General features: G+C 70.8%; 15 protein-coding genes and 1 pseudogene. 7 read left to right on the forward strand and 9 right to left on the reverse strand.

The genetic code is table 11. The features are described from left to right. Positions 1-46 precede the first annotated feature (46 nt). Positions 47-2,860, reverse strand: coding sequence for an AfsR/SARP family transcriptional regulator (locus ACIBBA_RS12170; protein ID WP_396696408.1), 2,814 nt, complete (start codon positions 2,858-2,860; stop codon positions 47-49). 226 nt (positions 2,861-3,086) lie between these two features. Between ACIBBA_RS12170 and ACIBBA_RS12175 the strand changes: the two genes are divergently transcribed. After that, entirely contained in the window at positions 3,087-6,092 is a 3,006-nt protein-coding gene (locus ACIBBA_RS12175) for a family 16 glycoside hydrolase (protein WP_396696410.1), read from the forward strand. 116 nt (positions 6,093-6,208) lie between these two features. On the opposite strand, the gene ACIBBA_RS12180 is transcribed toward ACIBBA_RS12175, so the two are convergent. The 3 genes and pseudogenes from ACIBBA_RS12180 to ACIBBA_RS12190 form a co-directional block, all read right to left on the reverse strand. Further along, positions 6,209-6,700: a low temperature requirement protein A gene (locus ACIBBA_RS12180; RefSeq protein WP_396696412.1), complete on the reverse strand. Its 492-nt coding sequence runs from the start codon at positions 6,698-6,700 to the stop codon at positions 6,209-6,211. A 35-nt stretch (positions 6,701-6,735) separates the two neighbouring features. Further along, positions 6,736-6,990 (reverse strand): annotated as a pseudogene (locus tag ACIBBA_RS12185) (low temperature requirement protein A); the annotation flags it as partial. Further along, positions 6,897-7,364: a low temperature requirement protein A gene (locus ACIBBA_RS12190; RefSeq protein ID WP_396696414.1), complete on the reverse strand. Its 468-nt coding sequence runs from the start codon at positions 7,362-7,364 to the stop codon at positions 6,897-6,899. The pseudogene ACIBBA_RS12185 and the gene ACIBBA_RS12190, both read right to left, overlap by 94 nt. A gap of 357 nt (positions 7,365-7,721) precedes the next feature. Between ACIBBA_RS12190 and ACIBBA_RS12195 the strand changes: the two genes are divergently transcribed. Together ACIBBA_RS12195 and ACIBBA_RS12200 are read left to right on the forward strand one after the other, a co-directional pair. Next, positions 7,722-8,483: a hypothetical protein gene (locus ACIBBA_RS12195; protein ID WP_396696416.1), complete on the forward strand. Its 762-nt coding sequence runs from the start codon at positions 7,722-7,724 to the stop codon at positions 8,481-8,483. Positions 8,484-8,690: 207 nt separating this feature from the next. Beyond that, positions 8,691-9,242 (forward strand): DUF5872 domain-containing protein, encoded by a 552-nt coding sequence (locus tag ACIBBA_RS12200; protein WP_396696418.1) that lies wholly within the window; start codon positions 8,691-8,693, stop codon positions 9,240-9,242. Between the two features lie 35 nt (positions 9,243-9,277). On the opposite strand, the gene ACIBBA_RS12205 is transcribed toward ACIBBA_RS12200, so the two are convergent. Together ACIBBA_RS12205 and ACIBBA_RS12210 are read right to left on the reverse strand one after the other, a co-directional pair. Next, positions 9,278-11,068, reverse strand: coding sequence for an ABC transporter ATP-binding protein (locus tag ACIBBA_RS12205; RefSeq protein WP_396696420.1), 1,791 nt, complete (start codon positions 11,066-11,068; stop codon positions 9,278-9,280). Continuing rightward, the gene (locus ACIBBA_RS12210) at positions 11,065-12,762 is read right to left on the reverse strand and encodes an ABC transporter ATP-binding protein (RefSeq protein WP_396696422.1); all 1,698 of its coding nucleotides are present in this window, start codon (positions 12,760-12,762) and stop codon (positions 11,065-11,067) included. The genes ACIBBA_RS12205 and ACIBBA_RS12210 overlap by 4 nt, the downstream gene beginning before the upstream one ends. A gap of 423 nt (positions 12,763-13,185) precedes the next feature. Here ACIBBA_RS12210 and ACIBBA_RS12215 point away from each other — a divergent pair, with 423 nt between their 5' ends. Then, positions 13,186-14,412 carry a PP2C family protein-serine/threonine phosphatase gene (locus ACIBBA_RS12215; protein ID WP_396696424.1) on the forward strand — a complete coding sequence of 409 codons (1,227 nt, stop codon included), beginning with the start codon at positions 13,186-13,188 and terminating at the stop codon, positions 14,410-14,412. A 348-nt stretch (positions 14,413-14,760) separates the two neighbouring features. Then, positions 14,761-15,702 carry an anti-sigma factor RsbA family regulatory protein gene (locus ACIBBA_RS12220; protein WP_396696426.1) on the forward strand — a complete coding sequence of 314 codons (942 nt, stop codon included), beginning with the start codon at positions 14,761-14,763 and terminating at the stop codon, positions 15,700-15,702. A gap of 59 nt (positions 15,703-15,761) precedes the next feature. Here the strand turns inward: ACIBBA_RS12220 and ACIBBA_RS12225 are convergent, their stop codons facing one another. Beyond that, the gene (locus tag ACIBBA_RS12225; protein ID WP_396696428.1) at positions 15,762-16,055 is read right to left on the reverse strand and encodes a helix-turn-helix domain-containing protein; all 294 of its coding nucleotides are present in this window, start codon (positions 16,053-16,055) and stop codon (positions 15,762-15,764) included. Between the two features lie 624 nt (positions 16,056-16,679). On the opposite strand from ACIBBA_RS12225, the gene ACIBBA_RS12230 reads away from it, so the two are divergent. Beyond that, a complete protein-coding gene (locus ACIBBA_RS12230; protein WP_396696430.1) occupies positions 16,680-17,018 on the forward strand; it encodes an STAS domain-containing protein in 339 nt (112 codons plus the stop codon). Between the two features lie 190 nt (positions 17,019-17,208). Here ACIBBA_RS12230 and ACIBBA_RS12235 read toward each other — a convergent pair whose 3' ends face one another. Both ACIBBA_RS12235 and ACIBBA_RS12240 read right to left on the reverse strand, forming a co-directional pair. After that, the gene (locus tag ACIBBA_RS12235) at positions 17,209-18,813 is read right to left on the reverse strand and encodes an alkaline phosphatase D family protein (protein ID WP_396696432.1); all 1,605 of its coding nucleotides are present in this window, start codon (positions 18,811-18,813) and stop codon (positions 17,209-17,211) included. A gap of 461 nt (positions 18,814-19,274) precedes the next feature. Further along, the gene (locus tag ACIBBA_RS12240; RefSeq protein WP_396696434.1) at positions 19,275-21,725 is read right to left on the reverse strand and encodes a CehA/McbA family metallohydrolase; all 2,451 of its coding nucleotides are present in this window, start codon (positions 21,723-21,725) and stop codon (positions 19,275-19,277) included. 381 nt (positions 21,726-22,106) lie between these two features. On the opposite strand from ACIBBA_RS12240, the gene ACIBBA_RS12245 reads away from it, so the two are divergent. Next, positions 22,107-23,882, forward strand: a complete 1,776-nt coding sequence (locus ACIBBA_RS12245) for an AMP-dependent synthetase/ligase (RefSeq protein WP_396696517.1) — start codon at positions 22,107-22,109, stop codon at positions 23,880-23,882.

Here is a 23,882-nt window from a genome sequence, read left to right on the forward strand (position 1 = left end):
ACTGACGCGGAAGTGCGGATCGAGTGCCGTCGCCGTCCGCGTTCGGTCACGGACCGGACGTGACCGCCGCGAGCAGGCCGGCCAGCCGCCGGCCGGTCGGGGTTTGTGCGTACGGGATCAGGGCCAGCGCCTCCTGCCACGCCCGCACCGCGGCGTCCTGCTTGCCGGTGGCGGCGAGGGCGTCGCCGAGCATCGCCAGCACCTCGGCGGCCGGCGCCGGCGCCGCGGCCTCCTGGTAGGCGACGGCCGCCTCGCGCCAGCAGTCGACCGCCGCACCGAGCTCCCGGCGAGCGGAATGCGCCTGGCCGAGCACCTCCCACGCCTCGGCGATGCCCAGCCTGTACCGCGCAGCGCTCGACAGCGCCATCGCCTGCTCGGCGCAGCGCACGGCCTCGTCCGCCCGGCCCAGCTCGGCGTTGCTCGCGGCCATGATCACCAGGGTGTCTGCGAGCAGTTTGTCGTCTCCGACCGCCCGGGCCGGCCCCAGCGCCGCAGCAAGCGTCCGGAGGACCTCCTCGTGTCGCCCCTGGGCGCCCAGGATCATCGCCCGGTTGATCCTGGCCCGGGGCTCGTCGGGCAGGCCGAGCCGGGCGAGCAGCTCGACCGCCCTATCGAGATGCCCGACCGCGGTCTCGTGCTCCCGCCGGAAGTACGCCGCCCCGGCCAGGCTGCGGTGCATCCGGGCCTGCCCGACCAGGTCGCCGCCCGCCTGGGCGGCCTCGAGGGCCACCTGGCCGGTCGTCGTCCATTCGGCCCACCGGCCACTGCGGTCGAAGAAGTGCTGCATGCCCAGGGCGAGCTGCCAGGCCTCGGTGTGCCGGCCCTGGCGGGCGGCCCGACCGACCAGCGCGATCAGGACCTGCCGCTCGGCGGCGAACCAGCGCATGGCGTCGCCGTGGCCGGCGAAGCGCAACAGGGGTTCGCCCGGCCCCGGCTCGATCATCGGATGGTCCTCGGAGGTCAGCAGCCGTCGGTCCGCCTGATAGCAGGTGGCCCGGTAGAACTGCAGGCAACGCAGCTCCGCGGCGGCGCGCTCGGCCGGGCTGTCAATCTCCTCGCCGAGCTCCCTGGCGTAGGCCAGCAGCAGGTCGTGGGTGCGGTAGCGGCCCGGCAGCTCCTCGCTGATCAGGTGCGCTCGGCTCAGCTCGCCGATCAGCGCCCGCCCACTGCGCACCGGGACGCCGGCCAGGCCCGCCGCTCCGGCGATCGAGATGTCGGGGCCGGGATGGATCGGCAGCAGCCGGAAGAGCCGGGCGGCCGGGGCGGAGAGTGCCTGGTAGGACCAGGAAAAGACGGCACGCAGGCCGTTCTGCGGGTCGTCGCCGTCGAATCCGTCCAGGCTTGAGGGCGCGTGGGCCAGCTCGGCGGCGATCTGCGCCGGTGGCGTCCGCGGCAGGCTCGCTGCGCGGGCGGCCACCACGGCCAGCGCGAGCGGCAGCCGCCCGCAGCTGGCGATGATGGCGTCGATCGCGGCCGGGTCCGCCGCGACGGGCTCGGCGCCGAGCGGCCCGAGGAGCGCCGCGCGGGCCTCGTCGAGGCTCGGCAGGCCGACCGGCAGCGGGTGGGCGCCGGTCGTGGTCAGCAGCGTACTGAGCCGGCTGCGGCTGGTGACGATCACCAGACAGTCGGGGCTGCCGGGCAGCAGGTGCCGGATCTGTTCGGCGTCGCGGCAGTTGTCGAGCACGATCAGCAGGCGCCGGCCGGCAAGGCTGCTGCGGTACATGCCCGCCAGGGCGTGCAACTCGGCGGGAATGCCCTGCTGGGGCACCCCGAGCGAGCCGAGGAAGCCGCGCAGCGCCTCGGCCGGGCTCATCGCCGGGTCCCGCCCGTCGTATCCGCGCAGGTCGACATAGAGCTGCCCGTCCGGGTAGCCGGCGGCGAACTCGTGAGCGAGGTGGACGGCGAGGGCGGTCTTACCGACCCCGGGCATGCCGTCGATCGCGAGCACCGCCGGCCCGCCCGGGCGCGCGACCGCCGCGCGGGCCTGGGCGATGAGTTCGTCCCGGCCGCTGAAGAAGGGCAGGTCCGGCGGCAGCTGCGCGGGCCGGGGCAGCGGCGACGGTGACTCGGTACGCGCCGGGCCGGTGCGCTGGTGCAGCAGCCGGTCGTACGCCTCCCGCAGCTCCTCGCCCGGATCGATGCCCAGGTCGTCGGCGAGCCGGCGGCGCACCACCCGGTACATCTCGACGGCTTCGGCCTGGCGGCCGTCGGCGGCGAGCGCGAGCAGCAACCGGCTCTGCAGCGACTCGTCGAGCGGGTGCTGCTCGGCCGCCTGCCGCAACGGCGCCAGCACCGCGCTCAGCCGGCCGCAGCGCTCGGCGGCGTCGGCGGCCTCGCGTACCGCCTGGGCGCGTTCGGCCTCCACGGCGAGGAACGCGGGATGCAGGCGCGACGCCGGTTCCAGGCCCGCGGCGCACCGGCCGCGCCACAGTCGCAGCCCGTCGAGGGAATGCCGCAGCGCCGTTTCCGGGTCGCCGTCCTGCAGGCTCCGGCCGGCCAGCCGGCTCAGCGACCGGAACTTCAGCAGGTCAAGAGACTCCTCGTCGGCGCGAAGCCGGTAGCCCGAGAGCTCCCGCAGGATGTGCCGGCCCGTCGAGCGAGTGGGCAGGCCGGGTTCGAACAGCCGCCGGAGCATCCCGACGTGCCGGTGTACGACGTTCGCGGCGCTGGCGGGGGCCTCCTCGTCCCAGAGCAGGTCGACCAGCTCGGCCAGGGAGACCGGTGAACCGGCTCGGGCCAGCAGCAGTGCGAGGACCAGGCGCTGCTGGCGGGCGCCCAGATGCAGCTCGGCGCCGGCGCGGACGACCCTGATCGACCCGAGCACCGAGAACCTGATCGTCTCGCCCGCCTGCGCCCGCACGCCGGCAACGGTAACCGGCCGATCGGCCGCCTTGGCGACCGCAGGCCCGGGGTGGGACGACCATCAAGCGCCAACTTTTATTTCTACATGCAAAAGTTTCGTTGTATCGATCTAAAGTGATAGTGTCTGCGATCAATCTTTCGTTCGCGAGATCCGTACTGACCGGTCCCCGGGAGGACGTGGCACGGCTCCCTCCAGGCAGGGACCCCCACCCACAGGAGGAACCATGACCGCACCGAAGCGGTGGCGCTGGCGCCGCCGATCCGTGCTCGTGGCCGCAGGGGCCGCTCTGGCTACCGTGCTCGCCGCGGCCCCCTTCGCCCCGGCGACGGCCGCACCCGTCGCCGCCGACGTCCCGCCCCAGGAACCCGGCGTCACCCTGCGCTCGTACGACATGGGAACCGCGCTGTCGGCGCTGTGCACCCTGAAGCCGGCGCAGACGCCGAACGTCGACAAGCTCATGCCGCAGGTCAACTGGACTACCACGGACGAGTTCGGGCTCTCCGACCGGTTCATCAGCCACGTCATCGCCAACCTCGCCGTGCCCGCCGACGGTGACTACACCTTCCGGCTAACCAGCGACGACGGATCACGGCTGACGATCGGCGATCAGCGGGTCGTCGACCACGACGGGCTGCACGGCGAGACCGCCAAGGAAGGGGCGGCCACCCTCAGCGCCGGCCTGCACCCATTGCGCCTGGAGTTCTTCGACAACGGCGGTGGCCAGGTGCTGCGCCTCGAATGGCGCCGCCCGGGGGCGGCCGACTTCGAACTCGTACCGAACTCCGCGTTGAGCACCGACGCCGGCGTCGTACGCGTCACGGCGCCGGGATGGAAGTACTGCGAGGGGGCGACCGACTCGGCCGGCGACGGCCTGCCGCTCGACCGGGTGCACCCGGGCTACACCCTCACCGACCTGCGCCCCGAAGGGCTCCAGCCGCAGGTCACCGGCATGGCGTTCCGGCCCGACGGCGACCTGGTGATGTCCACCTGGGGCGGCACCGACAACGCGACCGGCGAGATCTACGTGGTCGAGGGCGTCACCGGCCAGACCAGCCCCGAGCAGGTGACCTACCGCAAGTTCGCGGACGGGCTGCGCGAGCCCCAGGGCGTCGCGGTGGTCGACGGCGTCGTCTACGTCAGCCAGAAGCACGAGCTGACGGCCCTGCGCGACACCGACGGCGACGGCCTCGCCGACGACCGTCGCACGGTCGCCACCTGGCCCTGGGGCGGCAACTTCCACGAGTTCGCGTTCGGCCTGTTGCACCGGGACGGCTACTTCTACCTCAACCTCTCCGTCGCCATCAACCAGGGCGGCGCCACCACCGTGCCCCAGCCCGCGCCGAACCGCGGCACCTCGATCAAGGTGAACGCGAAGACCGGCGAGATCACCTACGTCGCCGGCGGGCTGCGCACCCCCAACGGGATCGGATGGGGCCCGCGTGGCGAGGTCCTCGTCACCGACAACCAGGGCGGCTGGCTGCCCGCCTCCAAGCTGGTCCAGATCCAGCAGGGGGCGTTCTACAACCACTACACGACGCCCGCGGGTCCGTTCGACGACAAGCCCGTGACGCGTCCCATCGTCTGGATCCCGCAGAACGAGATCGGCAACTCCCCGTCCACTCCGGTGCTGTTGAAGCAGGGACCGTACGCGGGGCAGCTGGTCGTTGGCGACGTGACCTACGGCGGCCTGCAGCGGGTCTTCCTCGAGAAGATCGAGGGGCAGTACCAGGGAGCGGTGTTCCGGCACACGCAGGGCCTGGAGGCCGGCGTCAACGAGGTCACCCTCGGCCCCGACGGCGCGCTCTACACCGGCGGCCTGGGCGCCGGTGGCAACTGGGGTCAGGAGGGCAAGCTCACCTACGGCCTGCAGAAGCTCACACCCAACGGCACCTCGGTCTTCGAGGTCAAGCAGATGCGCGCGTCGCACGTCGGGTTCGAGCTGGAATACACCAAGCCGCTGTCGGCCGAGACCGCGCAGGATCTCGCCGACGCGTACCAGGTGACGCAGTGGCGCTACGGCGCGACGAGCCAGTACGGCGGTCCCAAGCTCGAGCTGGAGACGCTCAAGGTGGCCAAGGCCGAGCTGTCTGCCGACGGCCGCACCGTCAAGCTCAAGATCCCGGGCCTGAAGGAGAACCGCGTGGTGCACGTGCGCTCCCCGCGTCCGTTCTCGTCCGCCGGCGGCGAGGAGCTGTGGAACACTGAGGCCTGGTACACGCTCAACGAGATCCCGGGCCGGGTGGTGCAGCCGCAGACCTTCTTCGAGGCCGAGGAGGGCCGTACGGTCGGCGTCGGCATGGCGACCGACCACGCCGCCTACTCCGGCGCAGGCTTCGCGGCCGGGTTCGCCGGCGACGGCGCGTCGACCCGCATGTCCGTCGATGTTCGCGAGGCCGGGACGTACGACCTGGCGATGCGCTACAGCAACGGCCCGAACCCCTACTCGGGCGAGAAGCAGCTGAGCCTGTACGTCAACGGGAAACGGGTCGAGCAGACGGTCTTCCCCTCCACGGTGACCTGGGAGGAGTGGGGCACCGTCAACACCACGGTGCGCCTGGACAAGGGTCGCAACCTGGTCGAGTATCGCAAGGAGGCCGCGGATTCCGGGCACGTGAACCTCGACGTGCTCGCCGTCCGGCCGCACGGCAAGCGCATCACGCTGTTCAACGGTGGCGAGCTGACCGAGTGGCAGCACACCGACGGGCGCGAGCCCGAGTGGGCGGTCGCGGACGGTGCCATGACGGTGCGCAACGGGGATCTGCGCACGGTGCAGGCCTTCGGCGACTTCCGCCTGCACGTGGAGTTCAACCTGCCGCTCTACCCGCCGGACGTGACCGGCCAGGCGCGCGCCAACAGCGGCGTCTACCTGCAGGACCGCTACGAGATCCAGGTGCTGGACTCGTTCGGCATCGACCCGCCGCAGACCAACGACGCCGCAGCCATCTACACCCAGAAGGCCCCCGACGTGAACGCGGCGCTGCCGCCCGAGACCTGGCAGACGTACGACATCGACTACCGCCAGGCCCGCTACGACGCGGCCGGCAAGAAGGTGGCGAACCCGCGCGTCACCGTGGTGTGGAACGGCGTCACGGTGCACGACGACGTCGAGATCCTCGGCCCGACCGGTGGCAGCCGGCCCGAGGGTCCGGCCGCGGGCGCCGTCCGGCTCCAGGATCACGGCAACCCGGTCCAGTACCGCAACATCTGGATCGAGCCGCTCGCCGGCTAGTTTCGCCGGTGCTCAGCATGCGGGCGGCCGGACCGGCTATCCGGTCCGGCCGTCCGCACGCGGCCGCGCAGCGACTCGGACGGAACGGCTCCCGTTGTGCCTTCGGCCCCGCGGGCTCAGCTCTCCGGCGCCGGCTCTGGCCCCTGGTCCGTCCGATCCTCGGGCCTGATCTCGGCCGAGTCACGGGGCGCGTCGCCGTCCTGGCGTCGGATGGCCAACTCCTCCGCCGCGACCATCACGGCGATCACCACGATGAGGCAGACGACCGCGGCGAGGGCCGGCATCAGCGTGGCCAGCGGGAACAGCAGCAGGCAGGCGGCGCCCGCGCCACCCCGACGCCAGGCGATCCGGTGATGGATTCGCCAGTGGGTGTAGGCGAACGTGAACAGGAACAGCGCGCAGCCACCGAAGAGGAGCATCGCCTCACGGGGTGGCAGTGCGTGCAGCGGAGCGGGCACCGCGTCGGCCAGCCCGACGGCGAGGGTGATGATCCCGAAGCTGAAGGACAGGTGGCCGTAGACGAGGATCGCGCGCCGTACGTCCGGCTGGTCCCGGGCCTGCTCCAGCGCTCGCCGGAGTCGGACAGGCCGTAGCCGAAGTACGCCCACCAGAGCGCGCCCACCAGGACGTAGGCGGCACCGATGGCGGTGAGCCGGGCGAAGGTCAGTTGGCCGTCGACGGCCACCGCCCCGACCTGGATCACGGACTCGCCGAACACGAGGATGATCAGTAGTCCGTAGCGGTGCGTGAAGTGCACCGGCCGCACCCTGGTCTGCGCGACGAGGTGACGCGCCACCCAGGGGCTCAGCAGGTCGATGGTCGCCGCAGCGGCCCACAGGGCGATCCGGGCTGTTCCCTGCATGAGGGCGCCCGCCAGCAGCAGCGGCCCGGTGAGCAGGAAAACGCCGTAGGACCGACGAAGAGGACCCGCCAGACCGGGCGCTTGCGCAGGGCGAGCCCGGCGAGCAGCACCCGGCCGGCGAGGTAGATGGCAACGAAGAGCAGGCCGTGCTCGTGGTAGGCCCGAGGGATCGTCAGGGCCATCAACAGGCTGCAGAGCCCGAGCGTGAAGATCCCGACGCGGTCCAGCACCGGATTGACGTCGCGTTGGTTGGTGTAGAGCGTCACGCCGCCCCAGGCCCAGTAGACCGGCACGAAGAGGATCAGCGTCAGGCCGATCCCACCCCAGCTGTGGTCCTCGTGCAGCAGGTGGGAGAACTGGGTGAGCGCGAAGACGAACGCGAGGTCGAAGAAGAGCTCTTCCCAGGTCACCCCTTTGCCGCCTGGTCCGGGTCGCATCGCCGGCCGTCACCCGTCGGCTGCGGCGCGGGCAGGTGGCGCCGTGACCGTGGGCGGCGCTGCGGGCCTGCCACCCGCCGTCTGCGCGAGCGTCGCCACCACGCTGCCTCCCACCGTCGCATCGCCGACGAGGCGAGGTTAACCGCGGTGATCGTCGTGCCGTGGTCGAATGCGGCGGGGTCGCCGGGAGGGGCGGTTGGTCGTCCGCCGTCGACGGTGACCGATCGCCTCGCACGCCGAAGCATCGCCACATCAGTGCCTTAACCAGCCGTTTCGGCCGGTTCTCGACCGGGAATCATCTGGAGTGCCCGGCAGAGACGAGAGGTGACGATGAGCGACCACGCGGCGCGCCCGAAGACCCTCGCCCGGCGAGCGCGCGTGCTGCCGCTGGTCATCGCCCTGATGCTTCCCGCCGGGTGCGGCGCCGGCGAGGATGCGGCCGATCCGGCTCCGTCGCTCACCGCGGCGCCGACCGCAACGGCACCATCGAGCCCGGCCGACCGCCCGTCACCCACCGCGGACGCGCAGGTCGTCATCCCCACCTCCGCCTTCATCGAGCTGCCAGCGGACATGCGGAAGGTGCCCCGAAGGTCGACGCCCACCGAGCAGGCCCTGCCGAAGCTGTGCGGCAACGAATTTGGTACGGGCGGCCGACAGGTGAGTGCGAGCGCCTCGATGACCGTCACCTACAAGCGGCCCGGCGATCCCGCCAGTAACGTCCCGCAGGGCATGCTCCACCAGACGATCTTCACGTTCGACGGCACGGGCGCCGTGGACTACCTGCGACGGGTTCGCGACGCCGTGGAGGCGTGTCCCTCCTACGCCGAAGCGGGATACACCGTCACCGTCGAGAGCCGGCCACTGCCCGGCGTCGGTGACGAGGCGATCCTGCTGACCCGGACCTGGCCGCAGACGAGCCTGAACGGGGAGCGCACCGGTGGCGACGCGAGCGGCCAGATCGCGGTGATCCGCGTCGGCGCGGTCGCGACCGTCCTCGACGACCGGGGTTGGGAGGGCACCAGCGGCAGCCCCGATGTCATGGACCGCGCGGTGCGCGAGGCCGTCCGCGCCGTCGAGGCCTGGCGAGGCTAGGCCGCATCGGCTTACGGCCTGAACGGCGCCGGCGGACGGGGGCGCGAATTCGGTGCGCGCGGGCGCCCACTGTCCTTTTCACTTCCGCTGGCGGATACCCCTGAGAGGGTTCAACCTCTCAATCCGGACGAAGAGGCCTGGCGACAGGCGCGGAGTCGGCCGTTCTGCTCAACGTTCATGAAGCTTTGGGTCGGGTAACGGCAGGGAATGGCGCAGTACACGAATCCGGAGCTCAGACAGCAGATCAAAGAGGAGATAAAGGCCTCCGACAAGGGCGGGCGGCAGGGGCAGTGGTCAGCGCGCAAGTCGCAGTTGCTCACCAAGGAGTACGAGAAGCGCGGCGGGGGCTACCAGGGGCCGAGAGACGAGCGGCAGAAATCACTGCAGCGGTGGGGCGCCGAGAAATGGCAGACCAAGGAGGGGTCCACCCGGGCCCGCCGCAACGGTGAAACAAGCCGCTACCTGCCCAAGCAGGCGTGGCAGGAACTCTCCGAGGAGCAACGGCGCTCCGACGACGCCAAGAAGCGGCGGGCGTCCCGGACCGGCAAGCAGTACGTCTCCAATACGGGCGCGGCCAAGCAGGCACGTAAGGACGCCTCGTCGGCCGAGCAGTTGTCAGGCCTGCCGGTCGCTGAGGCGATCAAGCTCGTCCCGGGCCTCGACACCCGCCAGCTCAAGGCGGCGCTGCGGCGCGAGCGCGACGGCAAGGCCCGCAAGACGCTGATGCGGCGGATGGAGTCGGAACTCGACCGGCGCTGACCGCGGGAACGGCACAGGGACCAGGCTTGCCAACATCAATCACGCTTCGGGTAGCCGTGCCAGGAGTGCCACAGGGCGGCATAGGCACCGTCGGCGCGAGCGAGGTCTTCGTGGCTGCCGAGTTCGGTGATCCGGCCGTCCTCGAGCACTGCCACCCGATCGGCGTCGTGGGCGGTGTTGAGACGGTGTGCGATGGCGATGACCGTGCGCCCGGTGATGACGGCGGCGAGTGCCCGCTCGGTGCGCCGGGCGGTTGTCGGATCGAGCGCGGCGGTCGCCTCGTCGAGGATCAGCGTGTGCGGGTCGGCGAGTACGAGCCGGGCCAGCGCGAGTTGCTGGGCGTCGGCGGCGGCGAGTTCGCGGGCGCCGTCGCCGAGTTGCGTGTCGAGGCCGTCGGCCAGGTCGGCATACCAGTCGGCGCCGACGGAAAGCAGTGCGGAGTGCATCTGTGCGTCGGACGCGTCAGGCGCGGCGAAGGCGAGGTTGTCGCGCAGCGATCCGATGAAGACGTGGTGCTCCTGGGTGACGAGGGCGATCCGACGCCGCCGCTCGGCCGGGCTCAGGTCGGTGACCGGGTGGCCGCCAAGGCTCACCACACCCTCGCGCGGCGCGTCGATTCCGGCGAGCAGCCGGGCGAGGGTCGACTTCCCGGCGCCCGAAGGGCCCACGATGGCGAGACGTTCGCCGGGGCGCACCTCGAGGTCGATTCCGTGCAGCACGTCGTGGCCGTCGGCGTACGAGAACCGCACCCCGCGTACCACGAGTCGCTGCGCGGACGCCGCGTTGCGCGCTTCCGGTATCCCGGCGGGGCCAGCGGCGGCCGTGACGGAGCGCGACCCGCTTTCCGGTTCGGTCTTCCTTCCGACGCCCAGCACGCGGGCGAACGACGCGAGGCCACGTTGTGCCTGCTCCATCCACTGCAGCAGCCGGTCCAGAGGCTCGATCGCCTGCTGGAGATAGAGCGCGGCGGCGACGACCTCGCCGAGCGTCACCATCCCGTTGGTCAGGAAGAATCCGCCGATGAGCAGCACCGCGGCGATCGGAAGCGCATAGCTCGCCTCCACCACCGGGAAGAACACGGACCGCAGGGCCAGGGTTGCCCGGCGGGTGGCCCACACCTGACCGATGCGCCGTGTGCCGTACGCGATGCGGTCGGCACTGAGGCGGAGCGCCTCGACGGTGCGGGCACCCTCCGCGGTCGTGGTCAGCGCCTCGGTCAGCTCGGCGGTCGCGGCCCCCTCGGCCAGGTACGCCGGCCTGGCGCGACGCAGATACCAGCGGGTGACCGCGAAGATCGACGGTAGTCCGGTCAAGGCGACCAAGCCGAGCAACGGATGCAGCAGGAAGATCGCGCCGAACAGGAGCGACAGTTGTGCCGAGGCGATGACGATGACAGGCACCACGTCCCGGACGGTGGTGCCGACGGTTGTCACGTCCACGGAGCTGCGGGTGGCAAGGTCGCCGGTGCCGGCGCGCTCGACGACGGAGATGGGCAGGTCGAGCGCCCGCGAGACGAAGTCCTCGCGCAGCCGGGCGACGGCGCGCTCACCGAATCGGTGGCCGGCGTACTGGGCGTACCTGGTGAGCAGTCCCTGGGCGAGCACGCATCCGCCGATCGTGAGCGCCAGGCGGTCGACCGCGCCGGCGCCGGCACCGGCGGCGACCTCGTCCACGATCCGGCCCAGCAGCCACGGTGCGGCGAGCCCGGTGACAGCCGCGGCGCCGTGCAGCAGCAACACGACGGCGACCGCGCGGCGGTCCCGGGCGATGAGGTCCCGCGCGGCGCGGCGGACCGCGGTGCGGTCCGCGACGGGGAGTCCGGTCACCGCAGCGCGCTGTCGACGTCGGAGGAGTCGCTGTCCCGGGATACCAGCGCCCGGTAGCTCGGGTCCCGCTCCAGCAGCTCGACGTGGGTGCCGACGGCCGCAATCCGGCCTTCGCGCAGGTGCGCGACGCTGTCCGCGCAGCCGAGCAGCAACGGCGACGTTGCCAGCACGATCGTCGTTCGCCCGGCCCGCGCCGCGCGCAGTCGCTGCGCGATGCGCGCCTCGGTGTGCGCGTCCACGGCCGACGTCGGGTCGATGAGGATCAGCACGTCCGGTTCGGCGAGCAGGGCACGGGCGAGGCGTATGCGTTGTCGCTGGCCGCCGGAGAGGGTACGGGCGCGCGAGCCGACCGGCGTGGCGAGCCCGTCCGGTAGAGCGTCCACGACGTCCTGAGCCGACGCCGCACGCAGGGCCGCTCCGATGTCGGCGTCGCCGATGCCCGCCCGGGTTGACAACATCTCGCGCAGCGTCCCGGCGAACAGGTAGGAGTCGTGGTCGGCGACGAGGATCCGGGCCCGTACCTCGTCGAGTGCGATCCCGGCCAGCGGTACCCCGCCCCACGTCACGTCGCTGGCGACGAACCTTCCGAGGCGGTCGGCCAGCGCGACAGCCTCGGCCGGGTCGGCGGCGGCGATGGCGAGCAGCCGACCGGCGGGCACCGTCAGCCCGGTGGTGGGATCGTGCAGTTCGGCGGATCGGTCCGGCGCGGGCAGGACGTCCGTCCCGCCGGCGTGCGACGGCGGCGTGGCGTCATCCGGGGCAAGGTTGAGCAGAGCGACGATGCGCCGGGCCGCGACCCGGCCCCGGATCAGCTGGTAGCCGCCCTCCAGCAGGAACCAGACCGGCACGATGAGGACCGCCACGTACCCGTACACGGCCACCATCTGCCCGATGGTGATGTCGCCGGCCGCGGCCATCCGTGCCGCCAGCCAGACCACGGCGGCCAGGAAGAGACCCGGGATGACGATCGTCAGCGCCTCGATCCAGCTGTTCACGGCGCCGACCCGGTATCCCTCGGTCAGCAGATTCTGGGAGCGGGCCGCGTACCGGCGGGCGAAGAGACCACGGCCACCGACCCCGGCGAGTACGCGCAGCCCGGCCACGATGTCCCCGGCGCGGGTGGTGAGTACGCCCTGCTGGTGCCGGTAGACCGACTCGACCCGTTCAAGGCGGCGTAGCAGCGGCCCGACGACCAGCACCACCGCGGGTGCGCCGAGCAGCACGAACAGCGCGAGAATCGGGGAAACCGACCACAGCACGACGGCGACGAACGCGTACGCGAGGACCGCGCCGACGCCCGGCCCGGTCAAAGTCAGCACCGCCGAGGTGTGCGTGACATCGGTGCCGCCGACGGTGGCGACCTCCCCGACGGCGAGCTTGCGCGGCAGCACGGCGCCGATCCGGGACAGGTGACGCAGCAGGACGGCCGCGGAGCGGGCCGACGCATCCTCCCGGACGAACGTCATCGTGCGGTGCCGCATGATGCCCAGGTAGGCCAGGCCCACGCCCGCGACGACGATCGCGGCCACCCACCACAACAGCGCCCGATGGTCGTGCGTACGCAGCCCGTCGTCGATGGCGCGGGCTACGAGGTAGGGCCGGACCGACAACCCGAGCATCCAGGCGGTACCGATCAGACTGCCACGCAGCACCCGCCACGGCTGGCAGCGGACCAGCCACCAGATGTACCACATCGGCCCCCTCGTATCCGGTGAGCCGGGCTCGGGATGAGGAAGCTGTGGGGGCACCTGCTCAGGCTACCGATCAGCTCAGGACCATCCAGCTGTCGCCGCGTCCCATCCGCATCTCCGCAGAGACCCAGCAGCTCCCAACTTGGTAGGAATCGTCGCCGAATCGGGTGTCCCGGATGCCCTCGAGGACGCCGCCGCACCGCTCGATCGTCGTCGTGTCGACGGCGGTGCCGTAGAGAAGCACGGCGTCATAGCCGGCGATGAAGCCGCTGGTGCCCGAACCGTTCGGCGCGGTTGTAGACGCGTTCGGCGAGGCCGTTGACAGCGTCTGCGACGTCGCGGGGTCGGCCCGGCGATGAGCAGCTCGGGGTTGACGCGTGTGGTCGGCCCGGCTGCCCTGGGCCTGGGGAGGGCTACGCTTCTGCCGTGATTGACGTGCAGGGTCGAGGGAGCGACGAGCGGCTGCGTCGTATTGAGGCCGTCACAGATGCGGCTCTGTCCCAGCTTGACGTCAGCGATCTTCTCGAAGAGCTCCTCGACCGTATTCGAGAGGTGCTGCGGGTTGATACTGCTGCCATGCTGCTGTTGGACGTGCACGCCCAGCAGTTCGTGGCCGTGGCGGTGAGGGGGCTGGAGGAGGAGGTCCGGCAGGGCTCTCGGATCTCGGTCGGCCGCGGCTTCGCCGGTCGGATCGCTCGTGAGAAGCAGCCCGTCAGCCTGGACGACGTCACTGCCGGCGACGACCCGATCCTGTTCGACAGGGGGACTCGCTCGCTCTTGGGTGTGCCCATGTTCGCCAGCGGCGAGGTCATTGGCGTATTGCATGTCGGCTGCCTGCGGCCGCACCGATTCACCGCTGACGACGTGCAATTGCTGCAACTCGCGGCCGAGCGGGCAAGCCTTGCCAGCCGAACCCAGGCCAGCAGCCTTGACCGCACCGCCGCCCTTGCATTGCAACGCAGCCTGCTGCCCACCCACCTACCCAACGCGCCCGGTGTGGACATGGCCGCCCGCTATGTTCCCGGGCACGACGCTGGCGTCGGCGGCGACTGGTACGACGTGTTCACCCTCCCCTCCGGCTGGCTGGGCGTCGTCATCGGCGACGTGACCGGACACGGACTGCCCTCGGCAGTCGTGATGGGCCGCCTCCGCAGCGCGCTGCGCGCCTACGCCCTGGTCTGCGACGACCCGGCCCAGGCGTTGACGCTGCTCGACCGTAAGATCCACCATTTCGAGACCGGGAACCTCGCCACGGTCCTGTACGCCATGATCTCCCCGGACCGCGCCACCATGCAGATGTCCCTGGCGGGGCATCTGCAACCCATACTGGCCACACCAGGACAGCCGGCCGCCACGCTGAACATTCCAGTCGATCTTCCATTAGGTATTGGCCCACATCGAGCTGTCCGTCGGCGCACCGAGGTCGCATTCCCCGTCGGGTCGGTGCTGATCTGTTACACCGACGGGCTCGTCGAACGCCGCGGTGAAATCATTGATGTTGGCATCGAACGGCTCCGCTCAGCCGTCGAACCAGGTCCCGCCGAGACGGTCTGCGCCCGCCTCATGGCCGCACTCGCCACCCAACAGACCACCGACGACATCGCCCTGCTCGCCATCCACGCAACCGACAAGGCGACGCTTGAAGAAGCCTGAGCCGATGTGTCGATTTGTGGCTCCGGTTGGGGGAATGGCCGGCAACATAATGCGCCGCGGTTGCCTGTGCCAACCCCGCTACCGGGGCAGGTGAACCCGATCCGACTGTCAGCCCGCGGTTCGGGCGTGGTGATTCAGCCCTCGGGACCTATCGTTACTGGACGCCGCTGACCTGCCCCTGCCGCGACTCGCTCGCCCAGCCGCAGCGGCAGCCCCGGCCGGTTCACTCTGACCGGCCGCTCCAGCGCCGTCGCCCGTACACTGCATCTGACCGGTGCCAGCCACGTCTCCGGACTCACCGTGCTGTGGCCAACAAGGCGGCTGGACACGCACCTCGGAGGCCACCGCATGAGACTGTCCGTCGCCACCCGGACCGATAGTTTCGTTCATCCCGCCCTCCTCTACAGCGACCGCGAGGAGTACCTGGCCGGCATCGTGCCGTTCATCCAGGCCGGCCTCGCGGCCGATGAGCCGGTCATGGTCGCCGTACCGGGGGACAATCTTCACCACATTCGCACCGCGCTTGCCGGTGATGCGGACAGGGTCCAGTTGCACGACATGAGCGTGGCCGGGCGCAACCCCGGGCGGATCATTCCCGGCGTCCTGCTCGCCTTCGCGGCCGCCCACAGCGGGAAGCGGGTGCGCATCATCGGCGAACCCATCTGGGCCGGCCGTACCGCTGTCGAATACCCCGCCTGCGCCCAGCATGAGGCCCTGATCAACACGGCGTTCGTTGGCCGGCAGGCCACCATCCTCTGTCCGTACGACACCAGTCGCCTGGACCGGAGCTGGCTCGACGACGCCTACCGGACCCATCCGATCCTCCAGACGGGCAGCACGGTGTGGGCGAGCCCTGATTACGCCGACCCGATCGCAGTGGCCGCCGGGTTCAACCTGCCGCTGCAGGACCCGCCCGCCCACGCGAGCACCATCACCGTCAATTTGCATGCCCTCCCGGGCATCCGCCGGCTCGTTACCGCCGAGGCCATCGCGGCCGGCCTGCCTCCGGACCGAGTGTCCGACCTGACTCTGGCAGTCAACGAACTAGCTGCGAATACGGTCAAACACACCACCGCCGGCGGCACCCTCGCGGTCTGGACCGACCACACCCGGCTGATCTGCCAGCTCACCGACACGGGGCACATCACGAATCCGCTCGCCGGCCGAATTCCCGTGCCACCGCAGCAGCCCGGCAGCCGTGGACTCGTCCTGGTCAATCAACTCTGCGATCTCGTCCGCGTCCACACCAGGCCGGGTTCCACCACGATCCGCCTTCACATGCACCGCTAGCGCTCGTCTGGGCGGTGGGGCACCCGGGCCCGACCTGGACGCGACCGCGTCCCATGTTGCTACTTCTTGTTCTGTCGCAGGGCTTCCTCGAGTTGGTCTTCGAGGATGACGATCCGGCAAGCGGCGTCCAGGGCGGTGCCCTGGTCGACCATCTCGCGGGCCCGGGCGGCCAGCCGCAGTTGGTAGCGGGAGTATCGGCGGTGCCCCCCAGTGGAGCGGTGGGGGTCGATCAGCTTCGCCTCGTCCAACCGGCGCAGGAAATCCTGCGAGGTGCCGAGCATCTCCGCGGCCTGACCAATGGTGTAGGCGGGGTAGTCCTCGTCGCCGAACATGTCATCGGGGTTTTGCGTCATGTCACCTCCACGTCGAGGGCCCCGGCGCTCAAGCGCCGGGGCCCAGGGTTACGGGTCAGAACACCATCTGCCGACATGAGCGTCGGCTCGTCGTATCCGCACCTGCCGGAACTGAAGGCTTCAGGTGCGAGGATCGCATAAGCGTGACCGGAGACCACCTCTCGTTCGATGGAAACTGCGGTGTCCGCCTGAGCCAGGATTGATGGCCGACGGCGGGCGATCCAACGGTGCGCGGCCCTCCCTTTCCTCTACTTTCATTTCCCTTGCCGATGTGCGGTCCACCGGTGTCGGAGCCCACGCGACTTCATGGCCCCGTACAGGTACGGCGGACATCAGCTGGAGCCCCGAAGGAACCTTGGCCCCACCTGCGTTGCCCCGTCGCGCGTCACGTCGGGGCTGACGTGCTTCTACTGCCGTTCGGGAAAACTCTCCCGCTCCTGCGCCCGTCGTGACCCCACGGCCGGGCGGTCCGTCTGCGTCTTGGTGGTTCTCTGCTCTCGACTCGAGGAACATTATCCCGTGCCGCCGAGGATGTCTAGTTGTTCCGGCATAGATTTCCTGGCTGGCGGTCAGTAGGCTCAGCGGCTGGCCGAGAGGCATCAGGGGGAGCTGGCGGGTGACACGGTGCAGATCACCACGGACGTCGACATGAACGGTGTCGCCATTCTCGGTCCCGCCGGCGATCTCGATGCCGATACCGGCGAAGACCTCACCGAGGTGATCGCCACTGTCCTGACCCACTACCGGGTGACGCACCTGGTGGTGGACCTCGCCCAGGTGTCGTCGCTTGAGCCGGCCGCTCTGAGCACCCTGCTGCGGGCGCGGCGAATGGTCCTGGAAGCCGGCGCCACCTTCAGGGTCATGCGCCCGCACCACACGGTCCGACGGCTGCTGCACCTCGCCGGCACATGCCAGCTACTCATGCACGGACGGCCACCGGCGAGACTTGACGGCGAGACCTGACCTCGCCTGGGGCGGCCGGCTGCCGGCTGGGGACCGAGCGCATGTCCGAGCTCATGGCGTTCGGGTCGTGCTGGGTGGGCGGGTGGTCCCGTCCGAGGTCGTGGCGGGGGCGTCCCCCCGCCTCCTCGTGCATCGCGCCATATTGCGCTTCGGTCACGGCAAATGGAACCCGCGGCCGTACGCGCAGGTGTCACACCCGCCGGGCACCCGGCTTGCCGTCGTCGGTGACGAGCGTGGTGAGGGTGTACATCGGTGCCTCGGGGTTCAGGACGGTGTCGGAGACCCGGAAGTCGACCCGCCACTGTTCCGGCGTGACGTCGACCCGCATGTAGCCGCGCTGGTTGTTGGAGAACACCATGTGCGGGTTGTCCGCTGTGGGGCCGTAGATGGTCGAGATCGGACCGTCCCCTCCGCTGCTGATCGAGGTGCCGAGGTATTCGGTGGCCAGCGTCTCGGAGTTCGGGTCGCTGAAGTCTGCCTTGAGGTTGAACACCCAGTTGCGGTGCGCGTCGCCGGTGATGACGATCGGGTTGGACGGCCGATGGCTGGCGATGAACTGAAGCAATTGGTCGCGGTCGGCGACGTACCCCTCACCCCAGCTGTCCACCGAGTCGAAGGTCACGCCCGAACCGGCTTTGTGGTCGAACGGCGCAAACTTGGTCTGGTTTCCGATGACATTCCACCGGCTCGTCGAAGCCGCCAGACCTTCCTGGAGCCATTGCTCCTGGGCGTCGCCCAGGATCGTCCGATTCGGGTCGAGTGCGCCCGGGGAATAGCCCTTGACTGCTTGGGCGGCGTTCCACTTGGCCTGACGGGACCGGTACTGCCTGGTGTCGATCAGGTGGAACTGGGCAAGGTCACCGAAGCGCACACGCCGGTAGAGCTGCATGTCCGGGCCGTTCGGCAGGGACGACCGCCGCAGCGGCATGTTCTCGTAGTACGCCTGATAGGCAGCCGCGCGGCGAGCGAGGAACACCTCGCCTTCGGCGCCACCGCCCGCGTCGTCGGCGTAGTTGTTGGTCACCTCGTGGTCATCGGGAATGACGATGAAGGGCGCCGAGCTGTGGGCGGCCTGCAGGTTCGGGTCGGTCTTGTACTGCGCGTGCCGGATCCGGTAGTCGGCCAACGTCATGATCTCGACGTCGGGCACGTGGGGACGGTTGATCGCGGGGTTGCCGGCAGAGGGCCCTTGGTAGATGTAGTCGCCCAGGTGTACGACCAGGTCCAGGTTTTGGGTGCCGATGTCCCGGTAGCCGACGAAGTAGCCGGCCGGGTAGTTCTGACAGCTTGTCACGGCAAGCCGCAGCCGCGAGACGGACGCGTGGAAGGCCGGAGCGGTCTTCGTCCGGCCCACCGGGCTGATCACCGGGCCGAAGCGGAACCGATAGAAGTACTCCCGTGCTGGTTCCAGGCCGGAAAGCTCGACGTGTACCGAGTGACCGAGCTCCGGTGTTGCCTCAACCGCCCCGCGGCGGACGATCCGAGCGAACCTCTCGTCCTCGGCTACCTCGTAGCGAACCCCGAACGTTTCCCGAGGCATACCGCCGTTGCCGTCCAAAGCGAGTGGGTCGGGGGCGAGTCGGGTCCAGAGGACGACACCGTCGGGCAGGGGATCGCCGGACGCCACGCCCAGGCTGAACGGGTGGTCGAAGAAGGGTGGCCCGGCTGCTGCCCGCCCAGGATTGGTGACCGCGCCGCCGACAACCGCGGCAGCTGTTCCGAGTCCTCCCAGGGCCAGCAACTTTCGCCGGCTCAGACCAGACGTCGTGGGGAGTGAGGCGTCGGGGTGGTCCATATTGATCGGTCGTCCTTCCGTCCTGGTCCAGCGGCCCAGGTCATCCTGAGGAGTTGGCCGCGAGCAGCCAGGGCGGCGTCGTCGGTCGGCCTTGTTTGGCGGCACGGGTCTGGCCTGGATCCCACCGGGCCAGGGCCGCGGCGGCGGTACGCCGCCCACGACCGGCCCGAAATTCCGCGTTCGACCGTCGCAGCTGGCGGTACAGAGCCGATCAACGGGACACCACCGGCAGGGAAACACTGGCTTGCTAGATGATCTTTACGGCGGCAGGCACCGAGAAATCTGACGCCGGATCGTCGGTGCCCAGGCTCCGGGCACGCCGGCGGCACGGTGCCTGAGCAACCAACGTCCCGACCGCTTGGGGTTCCCTTGCCCTGGGCGACAGCGACGAGGGTTCGCAATCGTCTCGCGTTCGAGGGCGCGTGAGTGGGGCCGCCCGCGGGGCCGCCCCACTCACCGCGTCAGCCCTGCGCGACCAGGTAGATCTCCTGAGTGCGGTCTCGCTGGGTACGCATCGCACGCCGGTCGCTGGTGAAGACCACTGCTCCCTTGTCGACAGCCGGCCACGTGCCGTTGCCCAGGGTGCTCACCTGGACCGGAGGGGTCCAGCCCGAGGCCGTCCTGCGAGAGGTGAAAACCTTCCAGCGCCAATCCGCGGAACGGGAGTCGTACCAGACGGCCCGGACGGTTCCGTCACGGTCGGCGGCGAGCCGGGGCCGTTGGCTCATCGCGTTCGGGTCGAGCGCGACCGCCTCCGACGGCGACCACATCACGCCGTCGGCGGACCGGCTCGCGCGCAGCATGAGGTTCACCCCGGCGGCCGAGAGGGCCTTGGTCTCCCACATGACGACGTAGCCGCCGTCCCGGTCCACCGCGACGCTCGGGTGTCGGTCGGCCGCGTCGTCGTTGGCGCTGACCCGGACCGGGGCACCCCAAACGCTGCTCGCGCCTGGCCGCACCGCGGCCAGGATCTCCCAGTTGTCGGGGTTGGTGCCGCCGCTGGCCGGCTGGCCGGCCGGCGGGGTGTGGCCGGTCCAACCCGCGTCCGGGTCGAACCGGTTGTCCTGCCAGGTCACGAGGATCCGCCGGTCCTCGGTCACCGCGACGGCGGGGAAGAGCGAGGCCGGGTGGATCGGCGAACGGGCGTCGGCGGGCGTACCGGGGGCGATGACCTTGCCGGCGGCGGAGACGTTCACCGGCGCCCGGTCGACACCGACGACCTGGACGTGGACGTCGAACGCCCCGCCGCTGTTCTCCGCCCACGCGACGACCGGGTGTTCGCCGTCGAGGAGGGCGAGCGCCGGGTGCTCGGCCCGGCCCTGCCCGGTGCTCAGCTTGACGGCGGACGCGAAGCTGCGTCCGCCGTTGCGGCTGTGGCGCAACCAGATGCCCGGCCGGTGTGGTTGCTCCTGGCCCTGGGCGTCCTGCCAGACAACCCATACGTCGTTGCCGGCGGCCACCACGCGGGGCGCGCGGGCGGTGCCGGAGTGGCCGGACAGGACGACTCCCTTGTCGGCGTGCGTGTCCCCGTACCCGTCGAGCCGGCGGTAGACCACCGACGTCCGGTGGTCCTCGTGGACCTCGGCGACGACGTGGGTGACGCGACCCTCCACGGCGACGTCAGCGAACCCGGCGAAGCCATCGCGCTCGCCCACCACCAGGTCGGCCCGGTCGTCCGTGCCGGCCGGCGCGGGTAGCGCGATCTCGGGGGCCGGCACAGCGGGCCGCCGCACCGACAGGAAGACCGGCGACGTGGCGCCGCGCAACTGGTCGGGCAGGTTCTGGTCCGCCTCGCGTCCGGACAGCTCGCCCGGGGCGCGGACCTCCACCCGGTACCAGGTGTGGTCACCGGTCACGGTGAGCGGAACCAGGTAGGTGTGGTCGTCCCTCTCCGGGACACAGGTGGCGACCGGTCCTGCCGAGCGGCCCGGGGCGGCGTAGACGAGCACCTTCATACCGGCGGCCCGCTTGACCCGTACCCGCAGTGCCGCGCGCTTCGGCAGGCGCTGGTCGTCCAGGATCACCTCGTCGCCGCCCATCGCCTCGAACCGGCCGTCACCGTCGACGTCGGCCTCGATGGTGACGAACGGCCCGTCCGTACCGAACGACAAGGTGGTACGGCCGGCCTTCAGCGCGTCGAGGATCGCGCGGACCGAGCGCTCGGCGGCGAAGACCCAAGTGGTGGGTCGGCCGGGGGCGCTGGCCGGGCGCAGCTCCTTGAAGTGACTGTCGCTCGCCGCGACCGCGCCGAAGCGGAAACCGTGGTTCCAGCGGTTCTCGGCGTACTCGATCTCGACGTCGGGGTTGCTGCTGGCGTTCCACAGCTCGACGGCGTCGATGCCCTGCGCGCTCGCGTTGGCGTTCGGCCCGGCGGCGGGGGTGTACTCGCCGTCGTCCGGGTGCGCGACCGACCAGAACGCGTCCTGGGCGTGCGCGTCCCAGATCGACTGCTGGACGTGCCGGAAGGTGGCCGAGCCGGGCGGGTTGGCGCCGTCCACCACGGTGTCGACTGCGCCGAGCACCACGGCGTGCGGCGAGCCGTTCACCTCCTCGCCGGTGAGCAGCAGCATCTTGTCGGACCGCCACAGCGGGTCCCAGTGCTGGTCGAACGTGCGGTGGTCGGTCAGCGGCAGGAACGCCAGGCCGACCGACTCTGCGTAGCTGATCTGTTCGCTGACCGGGAGGTTCCCCGGGTCCCGCTGGTTCGACAGCTGCCGCGGCGCGCTGCCGTCGGACGAGTGATCGTCATGAACGTGGGTGTCACCCGGCAGCCACATGCCGTCCGGCTCGCCTCGCCCACCGGGCTTACGCTCCTCGTCCGCGTCCGCCTGGGCGGCGGTGGCGGGCAGCAGCCCCGCGGCGGCGACGGCGGCGCCACCCATGGCGATGAACTGTCTGCGGTCTAGCTCCATGCGGCCCTCATCTCGTGCGAACCCCCTGGCGCACATGTCCTGGTGAGGCGGCCGTGGGCGGGGCTCATTTGATCATGCGAAGGCAACGCTAGCCGGCCGGATGCGCAGGTCCCGTGAATCGTCGGTGAAGATCGAATGACGACGAACGGAGCTACGGCACAGGCCCGGCCGCCTGCGACGACCAACACGAAACGGACATACAGCGCAGCAGGTGACTGTTTCGCCGTTCCCCCCGGTCCCGGCCGTCGATTGCGCCATGATGGCCGCGGAGCCGCCCCCGCCAGACCTTCGTGTCGACACCGGGAGAGCGGAAACGTGAACGTACGGAATGCGTCGGTCGAGCCGGCGGTCGCCGAAGCGCGACTGGCGGGCCTGGCCGACATGGTGTGGGACAACGCGCGGACGGATCCCGACGAGGTGCAGTTCCTGCGCCCTGACCCGATCCCTCGATCGTGGCCGGCCTCCCGGACGCTGCGCGACGGGCCGTCGCCGGTGACCTGCGGGCAGTTCCGCGACGACGTGCTGACCCTGGCCCGTGGGTTCGTCGCCGCCGGGGTGGGTCGGGGCGACCGGATCGGGTTGATGAGCAGCACCCGCTACGAGTGGACCCTCATCGACTACGCCCTGTGGTCGATCGGCGCGATCACCGTCCCGGTGTACGACAACTCGAGCGTCGAGCAGACGCAGTGGATCCTGGCCGACTCGGGCGCGGTCGGCTGCGTGGTCGAGACCGCCGAGCACGAGGCGATGGTGCACGACGTACGCCAGGACCTGCCCGGGCTGCGCCAGGTGTGGCGGATCGACGGCGGCGACCTGATCGCGCTGGCCGGGCAGGGGCGCACCGTCGACGACGCGGAGGTCGAGGGCCGGCGACGGGCGGTCAACGGCGGGGACGTCGCGTCGATCGTCTACACCAGCGGCACCACCGGGCGGCCGAAGGGCTGTGTGCTGACGCACCGCGGCATCCACTGTGACGTCCTCGCTGCCACCGAGGCGCTGAAGGAACTGCTGCACCCGGGCGCGTCGACGGTGTTGTTCCTGCCGCTGGCCCACGCCTTCGCGCGGCTGATCCAGGTCGGCATGGTGTACCGGCGGGCGACGATGGTGCACTGCCCCGACCTGGCCGCGGTGCCGGCACAGCTGCGGAGGTACCGGCCGACGTTCCTCCTCACCGTGCCCCGGATGTTGGAGAAGGCGCACGACAAGGCTCGGCGGCGGGCCGACGACGGGCACCGGGGACGGCTGTTCGGCCTCGCCGAGCGCGTGGCGGTCCGCTACAGCCGGGCCCTGGACCGGCGCCGGGGGCCGGGACTGCTGCTGCTGCGACCGGCGCACGCGGTGTTCGAGGTTCTCGTGTACCGGAAGCTGCGGGGCGCCTTCGGCGGCCGCTGCCGGATGGCCATCGTCGGCGGGGCGCCGCTGGGGGAGCGGCTGGGGCACTTCTTCCGCGGCGCGGGTCTGACCGTGCTGGAAGGGTACGGGCTGACCGAGACCTCCCCGGCGCTGACGACCAACACGCCTTCCGCGATGCGGATCGGCACCGCAGGCCGTCCGCTGGCCGGCGTCCAGATCCGGGTCGCCGACGACGGCGAGGTCCTCGCCCGCGGGCCGGTCGTGTTCCAGGGCTACTGGAACAACCCCGAGGCCACCCGGGAGACGTTCACCGGCGACGGCTGGCTGCGCACCGGCGACCTGGGCAGCGTCGACACCGACGGATACCTGCGCATCACCGGCCGCAAGAAGGAGATCATGGTGACGGCGGCGGGACAGACCCTCGCGCCGGCCCAGATCGAGGAGCGGATCCGCGAGCACCCGCTGGTCAGTCAGGTCATGCTCGTCGGCGACCGCCGCCCCTACGTGGCCGCCCTGGTCACCATCGACGAGCAGGCGTGGCCGCGGTGGCGGGCCGCGCACGAGCTGCCCGCCGTGTCGGTCGGGCAGCTGCGGCGCAGCCCGGAGCTACGCGGCGAGATCCAGGCCGCCATCGAGCGGGCCAACGCGACGGTGTCGCACGCGGAACAGGTCAAGACCTTCGACATCCTGCCCCGGGACTTCACCGAGGACACCGGCGAACTCACCCCCACGCTGAAGATCAAGCGGGAGGCCGTGCAGGCGCACTACGGGGCGGACATCGACGCCCTCTACCGCGGCCACTGA

Source organism: Micromonospora sp. NPDC051006, assembly GCF_044456245.1.
Lineage (GTDB): Bacteria > Actinomycetota > Actinomycetes > Mycobacteriales > Micromonosporaceae > Micromonospora.